Annotated in this window: 16 protein-coding genes; all 16 read right to left on the reverse strand. The window is 39.0% G+C overall.

Annotated features, from left to right (window positions below; all coding sequences use genetic code 11):
• Positions 1 to 120: 120 nt before the first annotated feature.
• Positions 121 to 2,865 carry an isoleucine--tRNA ligase gene (gene ileS, locus QNJ52_RS01090; protein ID WP_283721645.1) on the reverse strand — a complete coding sequence of 915 codons (2,745 nt, stop codon included), beginning with the start codon at positions 2,863 to 2,865 and terminating at the stop codon, positions 121 to 123.
• A 249-nt stretch (positions 2,866 to 3,114) separates the two neighbouring features.
• On the reverse strand, positions 3,115 to 3,681 hold the full coding sequence (locus tag QNJ52_RS01095) for a DivIVA domain-containing protein (RefSeq protein WP_219494518.1): 567 nt from the start codon (positions 3,679 to 3,681) through the stop codon (positions 3,115 to 3,117).
• Between the two features lie 14 nt (positions 3,682 to 3,695).
• Positions 3,696 to 4,469, reverse strand: a complete 774-nt coding sequence (locus QNJ52_RS01100; RefSeq protein ID WP_283721646.1) for a YlmH family RNA-binding protein — start codon at positions 4,467 to 4,469, stop codon at positions 3,696 to 3,698.
• 74 nt (positions 4,470 to 4,543) lie between these two features.
• On the reverse strand, positions 4,544 to 4,837 hold the full coding sequence (locus QNJ52_RS01105; protein ID WP_283721647.1) for a YggT family protein: 294 nt from the start codon (positions 4,835 to 4,837) through the stop codon (positions 4,544 to 4,546).
• Positions 4,834 to 5,355 (reverse strand): cell division protein SepF, encoded by a 522-nt coding sequence (locus QNJ52_RS01110; protein WP_219494513.1) that lies wholly within the window; start codon positions 5,353 to 5,355, stop codon positions 4,834 to 4,836. The genes QNJ52_RS01105 and QNJ52_RS01110 overlap by 4 nt, the downstream gene beginning before the upstream one ends.
• 9 nt (positions 5,356 to 5,364) lie before the next feature.
• On the reverse strand, positions 5,365 to 6,027 hold the full coding sequence (locus tag QNJ52_RS01115; protein ID WP_283721648.1) for a YggS family pyridoxal phosphate-dependent enzyme: 663 nt from the start codon (positions 6,025 to 6,027) through the stop codon (positions 5,365 to 5,367).
• The gene (pgeF, locus tag QNJ52_RS01120; RefSeq protein ID WP_219494509.1) at positions 6,005 to 6,811 is read right to left on the reverse strand and encodes a peptidoglycan editing factor PgeF; all 807 of its coding nucleotides are present in this window, start codon (positions 6,809 to 6,811) and stop codon (positions 6,005 to 6,007) included. Before pgeF ends, QNJ52_RS01115 begins: the two co-directional genes overlap by 23 nt.
• Before the next feature lie 67 nt (positions 6,812 to 6,878).
• On the reverse strand, positions 6,879 to 8,012 hold the full coding sequence (ftsZ, locus tag QNJ52_RS01125) for a cell division protein FtsZ (RefSeq protein ID WP_086042291.1): 1,134 nt from the start codon (positions 8,010 to 8,012) through the stop codon (positions 6,879 to 6,881).
• Between the two features lie 32 nt (positions 8,013 to 8,044).
• Positions 8,045 to 9,421: a cell division protein FtsA gene (gene ftsA, locus QNJ52_RS01130; RefSeq protein ID WP_283721649.1), complete on the reverse strand. Its 1,377-nt coding sequence runs from the start codon at positions 9,419 to 9,421 to the stop codon at positions 8,045 to 8,047.
• A gap of 117 nt (positions 9,422 to 9,538) precedes the next feature.
• Positions 9,539 to 10,426, reverse strand: coding sequence for a cell division protein FtsQ/DivIB (locus QNJ52_RS01135; protein ID WP_283721650.1), 888 nt, complete (start codon positions 10,424 to 10,426; stop codon positions 9,539 to 9,541).
• Between the two features lie 10 nt (positions 10,427 to 10,436).
• Positions 10,437 to 11,774 (reverse strand): UDP-N-acetylmuramoyl-L-alanine--D-glutamate ligase, encoded by a 1,338-nt coding sequence (murD, locus tag QNJ52_RS01140; protein ID WP_283721651.1) that lies wholly within the window; start codon positions 11,772 to 11,774, stop codon positions 10,437 to 10,439.
• Entirely contained in the window at positions 11,775 to 12,743 is a 969-nt protein-coding gene (mraY, locus tag QNJ52_RS01145) for a phospho-N-acetylmuramoyl-pentapeptide-transferase (RefSeq protein WP_283721652.1), read from the reverse strand.
• Between the two features lie 36 nt (positions 12,744 to 12,779).
• On the reverse strand, positions 12,780 to 15,029 hold the full coding sequence (locus QNJ52_RS01150; RefSeq protein WP_423245805.1) for a penicillin-binding protein: 2,250 nt from the start codon (positions 15,027 to 15,029) through the stop codon (positions 12,780 to 12,782).
• Positions 15,016 to 15,384 carry a cell division protein FtsL gene (gene ftsL / locus QNJ52_RS01155; protein ID WP_086042285.1) on the reverse strand — a complete coding sequence of 123 codons (369 nt, stop codon included), beginning with the start codon at positions 15,382 to 15,384 and terminating at the stop codon, positions 15,016 to 15,018. The genes QNJ52_RS01150 and ftsL overlap by 14 nt, the downstream gene beginning before the upstream one ends.
• Before the next feature lie 12 nt (positions 15,385 to 15,396).
• The gene (rsmH, locus tag QNJ52_RS01160; protein WP_219494499.1) at positions 15,397 to 16,329 is read right to left on the reverse strand and encodes a 16S rRNA (cytosine(1402)-N(4))-methyltransferase RsmH; all 933 of its coding nucleotides are present in this window, start codon (positions 16,327 to 16,329) and stop codon (positions 15,397 to 15,399) included.
• A gap of 9 nt (positions 16,330 to 16,338) precedes the next feature.
• Positions 16,339 to 16,770 carry a division/cell wall cluster transcriptional repressor MraZ gene (mraZ, locus tag QNJ52_RS01165; RefSeq protein ID WP_012656658.1) on the reverse strand — a complete coding sequence of 144 codons (432 nt, stop codon included), beginning with the start codon at positions 16,768 to 16,770 and terminating at the stop codon, positions 16,339 to 16,341.
• Positions 16,771 to 16,821: the final 51 nt, after the last annotated feature.

The following is a 16,821-nucleotide window of genomic DNA, read 5'->3' on the forward strand; positions in this document are numbered from 1 at the left end:
TGTTATTTTAACACATAAACATCGTTTCGTCTTCAAACTTATTAGTTTACATAATATTTTTATTTAATTTTAAAATACTTAAAAAAAAAAAAAAAAAACCAGGAGATCCTGGTTTTAATATTATTTAGATTCAAGTACTGATAAACATCTTGGACACACATGTGGGTGTGCGTGGCTTTCTTCTGTAAGTACTGTAGAGTAATTCCAGCAGCGTTCACATTTCTCACCTTCAGCATGCTTTACAAGTACGTTACTCAAGTTATAATCTGTTCCTTGCGGTTCATCAACAACTTCTGCATAAGATGTGATGAAGAGTTGATGCAGATTATCGAATGATTTGAGCAATGCTTGGTCCTCTTCGTTTTTCGCCTGAATATATACAGCCGCTTCAAGTGATTTACCGATTACTTTATCGTTACGTGTTTCTTCGATTGCTTTTAGTACATCATCGCGAATCTCTAGGAAATGATTCCATTTACCGATCAACGCTGTGTCTACAGTCTGTACTTCTGGCATATCTGCTAAATGTACGCTTTCTTCATCCACATGTGGCGTATGGCTCCAGATTTCATCAGCAGTATGTGGAATAATTGGTGCTAACACTTTCGTTAATGATGTCAATACTTCATAGACAACCGTCTGCATACTACGACGGACATGACTATCCTGTGCTTCGATATAAAGGATATCTTTACCATAATCCAGATAGAAGTTACTTAATTCTACGTTGATAAAGTTCTGTAACTCTTGATACATGAATAAGTAATCGTTATTATCATAATGTTTATGTGCATTATTAACGAATGTATATAATTTATTTAACATAAACTGATCAATCTCTACAAGTTCTGCATAAGGAACGGCATCCGTTGCCGGATTAAAATCATTTACATTTCCTAACAGGAACTTAAATGTGTTACGAATCTTACGATATACTTCAGAGACTTGCTTTAAGATATCATCAGAAATACGAACGTCTGCTAAATAATCTACGGACATTACCCATAGGCGGATAATATCTGCACCCATCTGTTTGACAACTTTCTCTGGTAGTACTGTATTTCCTAATGATTTACTCATCTTACGTCCTTGTCCATCCATTACGAAACCGTGCGATAATAATTTCTTATAAGGGGACTTGCCACGTGTAGCAACTGCTGTTGTGATCGATGAGTTGAACCATCCACGATACTGGTCACTCCCTTCGAAGTATAAATCAGCTGGGAACGATAATTCCGGACGCGCTTCCAATACACCACGGTGAGATGAACCTGAGTCAAACCAAACGTCCATAATATCTGTTTCTTTTGTAAATACTCCGTTCGGACTACCTGGATGTGTAAACCCTTCTGGCAATAAATCTTTCGCTTCTCTTTCGTACCAAACGTTTGTCCCATGCTTTTCAACAAGTGTCGCAACGTGTTCAATTACCGCTTTATCCATGATGATGTCACCATTTTCGGCATAGAATACTGGAAGTGGCACGCCCCATACACGCTGACGTGAAATCACCCAGTCGCCACGGTCACGAATCATATTGTAAATACGCGTCTTACCCCAGTCCACTTTAAATTCTGTTTCTTCGATTGCATCCAGGATATCTTGACGCACTTTATTAATCGATGCAAACCATTGTGGTGTGGCACGGAAGATAACTGGTTTCTTCGTTCTCCAGTCATGCGGATATGAGTGCTTGAAGAAGTCAAGTTTTAATAGGTGACCTGAAGCTTCTAACTTCTCAGTGATTACTTTATTCGCTTTGTCGTAGTACATCCCTTCAAATTCACCAGCTTCACTTGTGTAAACGCCTTTACCATCCACAGGTGAGATCACATCTAACTCATATTTCTGACCGATGATAAAGTCATCTTCCCCGTGTCCTGGCGCAGTATGTACACATCCTGTACCAGCGTCTGTTGTAACGTGATCCCCTAAGATGATTAAAGACTCACGATCGATAAATGGATGACGTGCTTTAACAAATTCTAAGTCAGCACCCTTGAATGTCTTCTCAATCTGAACACCTTCTTTTTCCCAGCCAACTGCATCACAAACATTATCTAATAAAGCCTGTGCTACGATATATGATGTATCATTTACACGTACTTGTACATAGTCTAAATCTTTGTTTAACGCAATCGCAACGTTAGCGGGTAATGTCCAAGGCGTCGTCGTCCAGATAACAAATTTCACATCATCATCGACTAAACCTTTACCATCTAATACATCAAATGCAACATAGATTGAAGGAGATACTTTATCTTGATATTCAATCTCTGCTTCAGCTAATGAAGATTCGCTTGAAGGCGACCAGTAGACAGGTTTTTTACCTTTATAAATATATCCTTTAGCAGCCATGTCACCGAACAGACGAATCTGCTCAGCTTCAAATTTTTCCTGCAATGTAATGTATGGATTCTCCCAGTCACCATTAACACCTAATCGTTTAAAATCGGACTTTTGTAATTCAATTTGTTCTAAGGCATATGCGCGACATAATTCGCGGAACTCCGCTTCAGACATTGATTTGCGGTCCACTCCTTTTTTCGTCAGTGCCGTTTCAATCGGAAGACCATGCGTATCCCATCCAGGTACATAAGGGGCATAGAATCCATTCATAGCTTTATAACGCATAATCATGTCTTTAATAATTTTATTTAATGCATGTCCCATATGAATCTGTCCATTTGCGTAAGGAGGACCATCATGAAGAACATAAGGCGTTCTACCTTCGTTTTTCTTTAATATTTTTTCATAGAGCTTCTTTTCATCCCACTGCGCCTGAATTTGGGGTTCTTTATTCGGTAAACCTCCACGCATCGGAAAATCTGTCTTCGGCATTAATAATGTGTCTTTATAATCCATAGTTCTTCTCCTTTAAAAAAGCGAGTCTATAATCATTAATCAGGACGACAATTGCCGCGGTACCACCTGGATTAACTCTTACAGAGCTCGCTTTATGTTTAGTATGATTTTTTTGAGTAGAGTGATCTGATTAAAGGCGTTATGCCAAGGCTCACACTATCCCTCGTTCGCTTTCATAACAGGACTTCAATCCGGTTCTACATGTTTGTTATTTCTAATATTAACATGAAACTTTAAAAAACGTAAGTCCTAGTTTTCAGAAATTTCATTTTTATCTACTGATCCGCCACCTTGATTTACAGCTGGATCTATTTGAGGGGCAGCATCTTCTTGTAATGGACGTGTATCCAGTTCATAGTTAAGCAAATAATCCCAGTCTTCAGTTTTAAGAAGGTCTAGCTGCGCTTCAACTAACAGCTGGAAACGTGATCTGAAAATCTTAGATTGGCGCTTCATATCTTCTGTCTGATAAGCAATTTCACGCGCTTTTTGCATAGCATCATTCACGATGAGATCTGCATGACTTTTTGCATCCTTAATAATGACATCTGCCTGCATGCCTGCAGCTGCCTTAATTTCATCGCCTGCACGTTGTGCGACTAGGATAGCATCAGAAATCGTATTCTCTACATTCTTAAAACGATTGATATTCTCGTCTTTATCAGCAATCAGCTGTTCCAGCATCTTCTTTTCGCGACGTAATGTTTCAAGTTCATTGCTTAATTCTTCCAGATAGTTACGGACTTCATTTTCATTCAGACCTTTATGTACTACGTTGAACTGTTTTAACTTAATTTCTTCTGGACTATATTTCATTGTCTCACCTCGTACTATTGATTAAATAATGTTTTATATGTAATTCGGTTTTTATTCTTTTTCGTTAAATCTCCTATTTCAGTAAGCTGCGCACGACCATAGCCTTTAATTGAGAGTGTATCCCCAGACGCAATAACGAAGCTTACTTTATCTATTATAACATGATTTACCTTAATATGACCTGCTTCGATATGCTTTTGTGCTATCGCTCTTGATTTACGCATCATTTCAGCAACAACCACATCGAGCCTTAAACTAGAAACTGTGGCATGATGTGATTGATATGTTTCAACGGCCTCATTCAATGTATCTGCATCTATCGCAATAAGTTTTACGGTTGATCCTTTAAGTTTTGTCAGATGCTGTACTAGATAATCATTCAAATGAGAGGCAATTACAATCTGTAATTCGTCACCTATAATTATATCCCCGAGATACTCACGTTTAAATCCAAGTTGCATGAGTGCACCAAGAACGTTGCGATGGGTTAACGTTACAAACTTCTGTGCATATTTCACTTTAAAGGCACTGACCTCGAAATCTTCTTGCTGTACTTCATAGTATTCTGGATAAATGAGTGCACGGACACGTTCTCTTTCGCCACTTCCACCATAAAAAGATACGTTTAAATCCGTTCTGTTGACGAGCGTCGTTAAAATAAACTGCTGTCTTTGATCTAAAAAGTGCGTGAGTATTGGTGCATACTGGCTTTTTGCCTGTGCGACCAGGTCTTCCAATACTTTAACAGTTTCAATTTCTTCATATCTGAAATGCTGATAAATACTCATAAATTCCCTTTCCCAAACATAATTTACCGGTCATAATAGTTTATAAGTAACAAAGCTATCATAACCGGTACGACTTATGCCAAACTGTTTAATATGATGTTGAATATCGCTGCGATGCCTTGCATGAAAAAGCGCAAAACAATCAATGCCGCTATTGACGAAACATCAAACATACCTAGTGGCGGAATCACTCTTCTAAAGGGTTCTAGTATCGGCTCATATACTTTACTCATCATGCGACCAATCTTTGATTCTCTTGCTCCTGGCAGCCATGACATAAAGAAGTAGATGATCATGCCCCAGTAAAATATTTCTAAAAATAGCATTAAAAAATTAAATAGATTATAAACAATCATATATGTATTCATTCATTCTCCTCTTCTGGTGCCTCTAGCATTTCTGTTATCGTACCTGCCACTTCAACGTTGTCAGGTGTACACAAAAAGATATCCTGACCGATACGCTGTATATCTCCGCCAATAGCATACACTGTACCACTTAAGAAATCGATAATACGCTTTGCTGATATTTTATCGATACGCTGCAGATTTACGAGCGTTGCACGTCTATTCTTTAATTCATCTGCAATATCTTGTGTGTCTGAGAATACGCGCGGTTCAAACAAACATACTTTTGAGCTTACATTCATTATATCATCATGCATATTGACAACATTCGCTTTCGTCACTTTTTCTTCATTCACTTTCATCTTAGGTTTCGATTGTTTTTGGAAACTTTCTGTACGTACAACCTTTTTTTCAGGAACATAAGTTTCTTTGACAACCTTTTTTTGCGCAGGTTCTCTTACTTTGTCACTTTGTTCCTCTACATAATCTTCTTCATCTTCATATGCAAAGAATCCTTTAAATACATCTTTAAAAGCCATTATATCCTCCTAACCGACGAGCTTCGTACCGATACGAATAAACGTCGCACCTTCTTCTACTGCAATCTGATAATCATTACTCATGCCCATAGATAATTCTGTACATGGTGCATAAGATAGGTGTGCATCCTGAACCTCCAGCTGCAGCTGCTTCATCGCCTTAAAATATGTTCTTAGTTCTGATTCATCTGCATCTGCTGGCGCCATCGTCATTAAGCCAACCACTTCAATTTGACTATAAGATGCTAAGGCATGAATAAAGTCCATCACTTCATCTCTCTTAATTCCGTGTTTACTCTGTTCATCGCTAACATTTACCTGTACAAAACATTTGATCGTCTTTTCAGCACGTTTGTCAATTTCCTTTGCAAGAGACAATCGGTCAAGTGAATGCAGATAATCTACCTGATTGATGACCTCCTTAACTTTACGTGATTGCAATGTGCCTATAAAGTGCATCGTCGCATCACCTAAAGCTTCACGCTTTTCCAGGAAGCCTTCAATTCTATTCTCGCCAAGATGACAGATACCTGCTTCCATCGCCTCTTTTGCTCGGTCTATTGTAACATATTTTGTCACTGCAATAATAGTCGGAGCTTTGTGATCAGCAGATTTCTGAAGTGCACTTTCAATTTCCTGTTTAATTGTGTCAAGATTCTTTCTGACTTCCATTGTCATCCCTCTTTCCGATATAAGCTAACATCCTGCCGGTATTACCTGCTTCTTTTCGATATGAGAAGAAATCCTCATTTCCAGTTGAGGTACAGCGCTGTGAGACATGGATATGCGAAGCAGCAATACCAGCATGCTGCGCGATACGCCTATTGATTTCTTTCAGCTCTATTTCATACATATCACCATTAGGTATAAAGCAATCTTCCAGCTGGAGATTCAGTGACATAAACTTTGCTCTAATCTCATCATTAACGACATATGCCTTGCCACTAATCGAAGGCCCGATCACACAATGCAGATGTGTCTTATCACCTTTATATACATTAATGAGCTTTTCGGTGATCATTCCTACAGTACCACGCCAACCCGCATGTCCGAGCGCGATAAAGTTATCGGTCACACTATAGATATAGATGGGTACACAATCTGCAAAACACATGGTCAATAATACTTCTCTATCATATGTATAGAGGCCATCCACATCGTCCAGGGCAGTGGTCAATTCAGTAATATTTATCCCTCTGTCTTCTAATGAAACTTCTTTAATATGAGTTCCGTGCTTTTGAATTGGAAAGACCCACTTTGAAGTATCAAAATTGATTTCTTGAGCAACACGCTGTTGATTGCGAGATACATTTTCTGGTGCATCTTCTATATATCTTGCCATATTCAAAGAAAGCTCTGGATAGTCACTGACACCACCATTGCGACCTGTAATACCAATTATATGTTCATCATCCTTATAGTTAAACGTAACAGCTTTTCTCTTAAATATATCCATAACGACCCCCAATATTGAAAAAGGAGTGGAACATGAGAATGGTCCACTCCTAATATTAAAGCCTTCATTATCTTCTTGATCGACGTGTTCTTGAACCACGATCTCGAATAAAGCTTGGTACATCTAGTCCTTCATCGTTTGATTGACGCTCTCTTGTTTCCTGTACGGGTGTTTCATTGCGCACTTCACGCTCAGGTGCTGGTGCTGAATGACCAAATGAGCTTGCAGGAGATACCGAACGTGTCGGTTTGTCATTAAATCCTGTTGCAATAACTGTTACAACGATTTCATCTTGTAATTCCGGATTAATAACCGTACCGAAAATCATATTTACATCTTCGTCAGCTGCGTCCTGAACGATATCTGCCGCTTCTTGTGCTTCGAATAAAGTCAATGATTCTCCGCCGGTAATATTCATTAGAACCCCTTGAGCACCAACGATTGACGTTTCAAGCAATGGAGAAGAGATTGCCTTTTTAGCTGCTTCGATTGCACGGTTTTCACCGCTTGATACACCAATACCCATCAGTGCTGAACCTTGGTTACTCATGATTGTTTTAACGTCTGCGAAGTCTAGGTTCACTTCCCCAGATACCGCGATTAAATCTGAAATCCCTTGTACCCCTTGACGTAATACGTTATCCGCTTCTTTAAATGCTTCCATCATCGGCGTTGACTTATCAACGATATCTAATAGACGATCATTTGGAATGACGATTAATGTGTCAACTGCCGCTTTCATTGCTTCAACACCGGCAGCAGCCTGTGTCTGACGTTTACGACCTTCAAATGAGAATGGACGTGTCACAACACCAACGGTTAATGCCCCCATCTCTTTGGCAATCTTAGCAACAACAGGGGCAGCACCAGTTCCTGTTCCGCCACCCATCCCAGCAGTAACGAATACCATATCCGCTCCTTGGATTGCATCTTCAATTTGTTCACGTGATTCTTCTGCGGCTTTCTTACCGATTTCAGGGTTTGCACCTGCACCAAGTCCACGTGTTAACTTTTCACCAATTTGAATCTTTGATTCAGCTTTAGATAAGTTTAAAGCCTGGCCATCCGTATTAATCGCAATAAATTCTACGTTGTTCATACCGTGATCGATCATTCGGTTGACGGCATTGTTACCGCCTCCACCAACACCGATAACTTTTAAAGTTGCTAAGTGATTAAAGCCTTGTTCAAATTCTAACATTGTTTTTCCTCCTAATATTTTAAATGGCCATTTTAATCAAATAATGATTTCATTATCCTTTTCATCATACTTGGTTTTTCTTCATCATTGTCAAGCGCATCTTGATGACTTTCTGCTGGTGCAGCCTTCGTTTCTTCTTTAGAAGTATAGACACGCGTTTCAACATTGTCTTTCTTACGTTTGAATAATCCATCTAATGCACTTTTCTTCGGCTCAGCTTCAACCGGTTGTTCTTCTGTTTCTGAAGGCACATCATGATTATTAATTGTAACATAATCTAATAATTCATCAAATACTATACCGCTGTTGATTGTCGAGATTGCTGAAGTAAATTCAGGCTTTCTAATGCCCATCTGTTGTGGAATATGAATTCTTACCTTCTCGCTTACCATATCTGAAAGTAATTCCTTAATTCCGAGCATATTACTGGTTCCGCCTGTAAGTACAAAGCCACCGTTAATTTTATTTAATCCCATTTCCTGCAGTAATTCAAATACTTCAAGGAAGATTTCTTCCGCTGTACCTTCGATAATATCGCTCAGATCCTTCTGACTGAAACTCACAGGGGATTCGGCGTCAATCTGCGTAACGTTAAATACATCTTGTTCGCTCGCCAGGTCATAGAACGCATGTCCATATTGTTCTTTAACTTTTTCAGCTTCATCAAATGTAATATTCAGTTCTTCAGAGATATCTTCAGTAATATCACTCCCTGCAATCTGAACATGATCTGCATCAAATAATGTACCGCGTTCATAATATGCCACTTGCGTTAACTGGTCACCAATATCGATGACACACGTGCCAAGTTCAATTTCGGTCGGTGACAGGATGTGCTGATAGTTATAAGCATCAGAATAGACATCCAGTACATGCACGCCACTGCTTTCGACGCATTTTAAGATATTGATAAGTACACTGCGTTCAATTGTGATAACGCCTGCGTCTACTGCCAGGCTTTGTGTCGCAACCATTTCTTTTGGATCCGTTACTTCATGCAGATCATCGACTTTAAACATCTTTGGATAGACACCGATAATCTCAATATCTTTTGAAGCATTCTTAGCACGAATGCCATCCAGAACATCTTCAATATGTTCACCTGTTATTTCAGTTGAAGCACCCTCAAATTTAACTTCATGCACTACATCATGAATTTCAGAATAGATAATTGGCATCTTTAAGAAAACATCCTGAATTTCAATTCCTGAGGCAATCTGCGCCTTTTTAATTGTATCTTTAATCGCATGCTGTGCGACATCAAAATCGTCAATCATTCCATTTTTAATACCTGTAGTAAAAGTCTGGCCTGTACCTATCACATTAATGCCATTGTGAAACTTTTCTCCTACCACTACTTTTACACTCGATGAACCGATATCAATTGATACGTAATAATGTTCTTCCATCGATAGGCACCTCCTAAACATTTTATTCAGTCATACACTATTCTTATTATAGTCGTTATTTGAAAAACTATAAACTGTTTTATGAATATTAGACTTTTTTTTTTGAAAATTTATACTTTAGCTGTTCTTTTTGACCTGATTTAACTCTTTCTTCAGTTTTTCTACAGATTTTTCAAGCTCAGCTTTATCTTTTTGAGAGCGTTCTTCCATCGCTGCTTCTAATTCAATTCTTCTTTCCTCGGCTTGCTTCGATTCATAGGGGATAAATACTGCTCCGACCTCAAGATCGATAATACCTGGTTTCAGTATTCGACCGTTACTATCTTTTTTGAGTTTACTTGCCATCGCCGGGAAGTAATTCAGTTTGTTGTCGATGGTACGCATATCACCGATAACTTCTAGCCCATTTTTCATATAGAACTGGACGCGGTTAGAAGCTTCTACTTTCGGTATAAAGTTAATCTCTGAAATTTGATTGATAATTTCATCATCAGAGGCACGTAAAACTTTAACAAGCTGATTCAGCGCCTTACTGCTAAAATTATTTAGAAGGGGTACTTCTGATGGCTCAGCGTAATTATGCTTATGTAGAATCTGTCCATTTTCCAGTGCAGGATGGTAGTGCTCACCATCCTTTACAACACCAAGCACATCATATTCTTCTACATTGATACTGACTACATTCGGAAAATGACGTCTGACAGTAACTGATTTTACCCCATCAAGATATTCAATATTTGACACAATTTGTTTCGTATCCAGTCTGTAGATACGCGCTTTAGGCTGAATACCTGATTTCTCTTTGATTGTCTTTGTACTGTTAATCAACGTATCATTAACTGATATTTTCTTTACATAGCTGATACTCGTGAACATATAAATAAGAATCAAAGACACGATTGCTACAATGCTTAAGAAGATAAATAGTTGCAGTCTCTGACGTTTCTTTCTGCGCATTCTTCCTTGTTCATCAAAACGGGGTGTATGAATAATTTTATCCTCCATCATATCACCTCTAAATTAATTTGACCTGACTGATAAAGTGTTCTCCTCTTACTTCGTACGTAGGATATTGGTCCCAGCTGGCACATGCCGGACTGAGCAGCACTACCTCACCTTGTTCAACATATGATGCAGTTTTAATCACTGCATCTGTCACATCTTTGCATATCGTACAAGGGATATGATGCTGCGCTGCAAAAGCTGTAAGTTTTTCAGTTGTTTCTCCAAAAATATACATTCGCTTTACATGATGAATGTGTGTGTCTAATTCTTCAAACCCATTCCCTCTATCCAGTCCCCCTGCAAGCCAATGAATCGGGTGCTGGAATGAATCGAGCGCAAAGCTTGTTGCTAATGTATTCGTGGCCTTAGAATCATTGTAATACTTCACCCCGTCTGTCTCAGTTACAAACTGCAGACGATGTTTAATCCCTTCAAACGTCTTTAATGTATCGCAAATATGAATGTTATCTATGCCTGCAAGTTTTGCAGCCGCAATACTTGCCAGCACATTTTCAAGGTTATGTATGCCTGGCAGAACGATGTCTTCCACATCGATGATAAATTCATCATAGAAATATACTTTGTTTTGATCTATATACGCACCTTCTACTTTTTCGTCAGTAGAAAAATAGACGACCTTGGACTTTATATCATATTTTTGCAACAATGTACGTTGCTTATCATTGAATATAAGGTAATCTTCACTGGTCTGATTTTTAATAATCTGCATCTTAGCATCAGTATAGTTCTGCTGATTACCATGGTAATCCAGATGAGCGGAATAAATATTCGTAATGAGCGCAATATGCGGTCTGAATTCTTGAATTCCCATCAGCTGGAACGATGATAATTCCATAACAAGCGTATCATGAGCGCCTGCATTCTGAGCGACTTTCGAAGCTACAAAACCAATGTTCCCACATAGTAACCCTGCATGTTGATGTGATTTAAACATATCTCCAATGAGGGATGTAACAGTCGTCTTACCATTTGTACCCGTAATACCGATAATGGAGCTTTCGGTAATTTCATAAGCTAATTCTACTTCAGTAATGATAGGAATCTTCAATGTTTGTGCTTGTTCTATTAACGGTAATGTGTAAGGAATACCTGGATTCTTGACAATGAGCGTCGTATTTTCAAGCAATGAAAGGGGATGATGGCCTCCGATAATAGTAATGCCCATCTCTGTCAGTTCGCGATATTGCTCTGTCTGAGAAACATCTTTACCGTCATTGATCGTAACTTGTGCCCCAAGACGATACAGCAGTTTCGCTGTTTCATAGCCACTTTTTCCAAGTCCGAGAACGAGCACCTTTTTCCCTTGATACTTTTGTATATGTTTCATTTAATTCACTCCTAAATAAATTCCGATGAGTCCAGTTAATATACCGACAATCCAGAACACGGTTACAATCTTCCATTCGCTCCAGCCTACCATCTCAAAGTGATGGTGAAGCGGACTCATCTTGAAGATCCTTTTACCAGTCAGTTTGAATGATGTGACTTGCATCATCACCGACAATGTCTCAACAACAAATACAAAGCCTATAAAAATCAGCGTTAATTCCTGATTCAGCATAATCGATACTGTCGCGATAACCCCACCAAGTGCTAATGAACCTGTATCACCCATAAACAGCTTCGCCTTGTTCTTATTATAGATCAAGAACCCACACAGACTCCCGATTAAGATTGCTGAGAAATAAGCTATTGCTGTAGCACCCTGCACGATTGCAAGATAAAAATAACAGCTGAATGCAATGATTGATAACCCTGTTGCCAGTCCGTCAAGACCATCCGTTAAATTGACTGCATTTGAGAAGCCTACCTGCCAGAAGATGATGAAGATGACATAGAATATAGATAATGGAATCCCGATATCCGTAAATGGAATATTAATTTCGTTGCTGAGTGATAGTAATCCAAGAACATTACTTACGACATAGAAAAGAATTGCAATAATGATCTGGAATAAAAGTTTCTGTTTCGATGTCAAACCTTGATTGTTCTTTTTTACAACGATAATATAATCATCGACAAATCCAATAAGTCCGAACCCTACTGTAACAAGTATCAATAGTATCAACGGTCCATTGTCTTCAACGAAGAAGCAGGCGATCGCACTTAGTAAGATCGTACTGATTAAAAACGTCAATCCTCCCATTGTCGGTGTGCCGCTCTTTACCATATGACTTTTCGGCCCTTCTTCACGAATAGACTGACCAAACTTCATTCTTTTTAATAGAGGGATAAACAAAGGGACAAGTATTGCGGTAAGTATAAATGTAATGACTCCAAAATAAATTTCATGCATAAGTTTCACATATCAGAATTACTGATTTCCTTTCTTTTAATTGGAATTTTTTAGTTTTTTATCTTTTATCTGTTCTTTTAACACTTCTTTTTCCTGCTGCAGCTGTGCTTTAATAACATCGTTGTAGACTGGAGACTGTTTTAGAGGATCTAATGAATCAAGTTCAACTGTCAGCTTATCACCTTGCTTTATAGGATTATTTGCATCAATAGACTGGCTGATGGCATAACCGTTACCTTTAAACTGTATCTCTACTCCGGTCAACGTACTGAACATCAGAAGATCGCGTCTACTCCATCCAGTGATATCCGGCATCACTTTTGTACCTTCAGTCAGAATAAATACTTTATTATCGGCTATTAACTTCGTGTCCTTAGCAGGTAACTGGTTCATCACAGTACTGCCGCTTCCAATCTGAACAGGTTGAAGCGAAGCACTTTCAATCTCAGTAGATGCCTTATCAGGCTTACTTCCAATGACATCCGGCGTATTAAATATAAGCTTTGCATTATCCTTGTTAGGTGATCCTACATTCAAATATTTCAATGTATTTTCCATAAGGGGTGTATACCCTTTTGAAACCCCCTGTGCATATGCTTCAGCATCATTCTTCTGTGCAAGACTCATACCGTAGTAGATGATAACTTTAGGGTCTTTGGCTGGTGCATACCCCATAAAGCTGACCATATATGGATTAGCCCCTTGGACGTAGCCACCTTTTTCCGTATCCGGCACTTGTGCTGTACCGGTCTTACCAGCAACTTTATAATCTTTTAGACCATAGTTAAATGCATGCATCTCCTTACCATTTACAACATCATAGAGCTGCTGCATCGTTTTTTGTGCTGTCGATTTTGAAATCGGCTGTCCAATGATATCTTTCTGACCAGTGTAAATATCATTATTATCTTTACTCGTAATGGACTTCACAAAATAGGGCTTCAGCATCTTACCTTCATTGACGATTGCACTTTCAGCCTGTAACATCTGAGCCGGAGTTACGGTTGTAGACTGCCCGAATGAGCTTACTTTTTGACTCAGTTCATCATTCCACGAAATATGCCCGGTAGCTTCTGAATCGAAAAGGGATTGCGTCGATCTGCCAAAACCAAACTTTTCATAATATGTCTTCATCTTATCGGTGCCTACTTTGTCCTGCAGTTTCATCATCAGCACATTTGAAGACAATTGGAATCCTTTGCTCATAGTGATTGTTCCCCACCCAACGTCATTCCAGTCAGAAATCGTTATGCCATCTATTTCTCGTTCACCTGATTCGTACTTCGCTTTCGGGTCATACTGATCTTCTTCAATTGCTGCTGCAAGACCGTAAGTCTTAAAAGTAGAACCTGGCTCATACGTATTCTGATACAGATCGTTCGCCCATTTTTCTCCAAATCCTTCTCTTGTCTGAGGATTAAACGTTGGTCGCTGACTACTTCCTAATATTTCTCCCGTCTTTGCATCCATTACAACAGCAAAGATGTCTTTCGGGTTATAGCGTTTGACCATCATATCGAGTGAGTCTTCCACAAAAATCTGAATGTTCTTATCAATCGTCAGCTTAACATCATCCCCATCCTGTGCCGGCACGACATTGCCTGACTTAGGCAGTACATAGTTCCATATATCCTGTTTAAAGGTCGTTTTACCTGGTTTTCCCGATAGATAAGAATCGAATATCTTCTCACTACCAAGCATTCCGGTCATCACATTTGTATCTCCATTTTTTTCTGCAAAACCAATTAAATGAGAAGCGAAATTCCCATTTGGATAAAATCTTTTCTTCTCAGAGAAGAATGTGAGTCCAGGCATCTTCAAGTTCTGTATCTTCTGTTTCTGATCAAACGTCAGGTCTTTACCCGCCTTACCAAATTCGACCTGAAATGCTTTTTTATTGCTCAGCACTTTATAGATGTCCTTTTCTTTCATGTCGATGATGTCAGCTAAAGCTTTAGCTGTCTTCTTCTTATTAACGACATGTCGCGGTTGCTTACTTCCTTCTGAAAACCGTTTATCGAGGATTGCGACAAGCTTATAGGATTCAATATCCTCTGCAAGCACCTGTCCATTGCGATCTAGAATCTTACCACGTTCAGGCTGATTGACGATATTCCGAACATATTTCTCGCTCGCACGCATTTCAAGATCCTGGCCGCTGGACTTTCCTGTAAGCATGATCATGCTATATTTAAAAATCAATGAAAAAAAGAGCAGTCCGAATAGCATGATCAAGAGGACTGCTCCTATTTTGTTTTTCTTTAGTTTTAGTTTACTTCGTGACATCTTTTTGCACTACCTTTACGTTATCGTTTTTCAAGCTTAATCCATATGATTTCGCTTTACTATAGACACGTTCGTATGAAGACTGTTTCATCACTTCAGAATTCAGTTCTCCGTTGACACTTTGCTGGTGTACAATCTTTCCTTCGATTGCTGCAATTTGAGTGTTCGTCTGATACGCATCATATTTCAAAGATAGCATATAGATGCTTACAAACGCAATCAATGACACTAATGTTAAATAAATTAATTTTTCAAGCTTTGAAAGGGAAACAACATGTGTTTTTGAAACAGATTTAACTTTAACTTGTTCATTGACCTGATTGTAATAGTTCGGATTGATGTACTCTACTGCCATGTTGTCACCTCTTTATTTTAATATTTCTACGACTCTAAGCTTTGCGCTTCTCGCTCTATTATTATGTTCGAGCTCTTCATTTGAGGATATAATTGGTTTTCTAGTGATTTTCTTTAGTTTCGGCTGGTATTCAGGGGGAACGACCGGTAACCCACGAGGGATGTCTGGCCCTTTACTGTACTCCTGAAAGACTTGCTTACATAATCGATCCTCAAGAGAATGAAATGTAATGACTGAAATTCTTCCACCCGGCTTAACACTATCAATCGCTTGTTCTATAGAAGATTCAAAGGCACCTAATTCGTCATTGACAGCAATTCGTATCGCCTGAAAGACACGCTTAGCTGGATGCCCTCCAGTTCTTCTTGCGGGTGCCGGAATTGCTGCTTTAATAATTTCAACTAGTTCAGTCGTTGTTTCAATTGGCTGTAACTCACGTTCAGCTTCAATCTTTCTTGCAATTTGTTTAGAAAATTTCTCTTCACCATAACGGAAGAATATAGAAACAAGCTTCTCGTATGGCCAGGTATTGACCACTTCATAAGCTGATAGTGCCTGTGTCTGGTCCATACGCATATCAAGCTTAGCTTCTTGATGATAGCTGAAACCACGCTCTCCTACATCAAGCTGCGGGCTTGATACTCCTAGATCATATAAAATCCCGTCAACCTTCTGAATACCAAGCTGTGTGAGGATATCAGAAAGATTGCGAAAATTATCCTTAACAAACGTTACCTTATCGAGATAATCTTTCAGTATGATGTGCGCATTATCAATCGCAGTCTGATCCTGATCAATCGATATGAGGTGCCCTTCCTGCAATTGCTTCACAAGATATAGACTGTGTCCTGCTCCACCTAATGTACAGTCGACGTATATCCCATTTGGATCAATATTCAGCTGATCGACCGTTTCTTCTAATAATACTGTTACATGATGGAACATAGAATCCTCCTAAAAATCAAAATCAATTAATTCTTCTGCAATTGTCTCAAATTCTTCTTCTGTCTCTTCATAGAAATCAGACCATAACTTACGATCCCAAATTTCTATGCGACTAGATACACCGATAACTGTAGCTTCTTTAGATAGACCCGCATATTCCATCAGATGTTTCGGAATATTGATACGTCCTTGCTTATCCATCTCGACTTCCACCGCTCCGGAGAAGAACATACGCATAAATTTTCTAGCGTCTCTTCTTGTGAGTGGTAATGCTTTTAGTTTTTCTTCAATAGCTGCCCACTCGGTTAATGTATAACCAAAGAGACATTTGTCAAGGCCACGTGTAATCACGAAATGTTCAGTTAATTCTTCGCGAAATTTAGCAGGCACAATCATTCGGCCTTTCGCGTCAAGCTGATGCTGAAATTCACCCATAAACATTTCGATTCACCTCGCCTTAAATATAATTTACCACACCCCCCCACTTTCCTC

It is taken from the genome of Macrococcus sp. S115 (assembly GCF_030067655.1).
Lineage (GTDB): Bacteria > Bacillota > Bacilli > Staphylococcales > Staphylococcaceae > Macrococcoides > Macrococcoides psychrotolerans.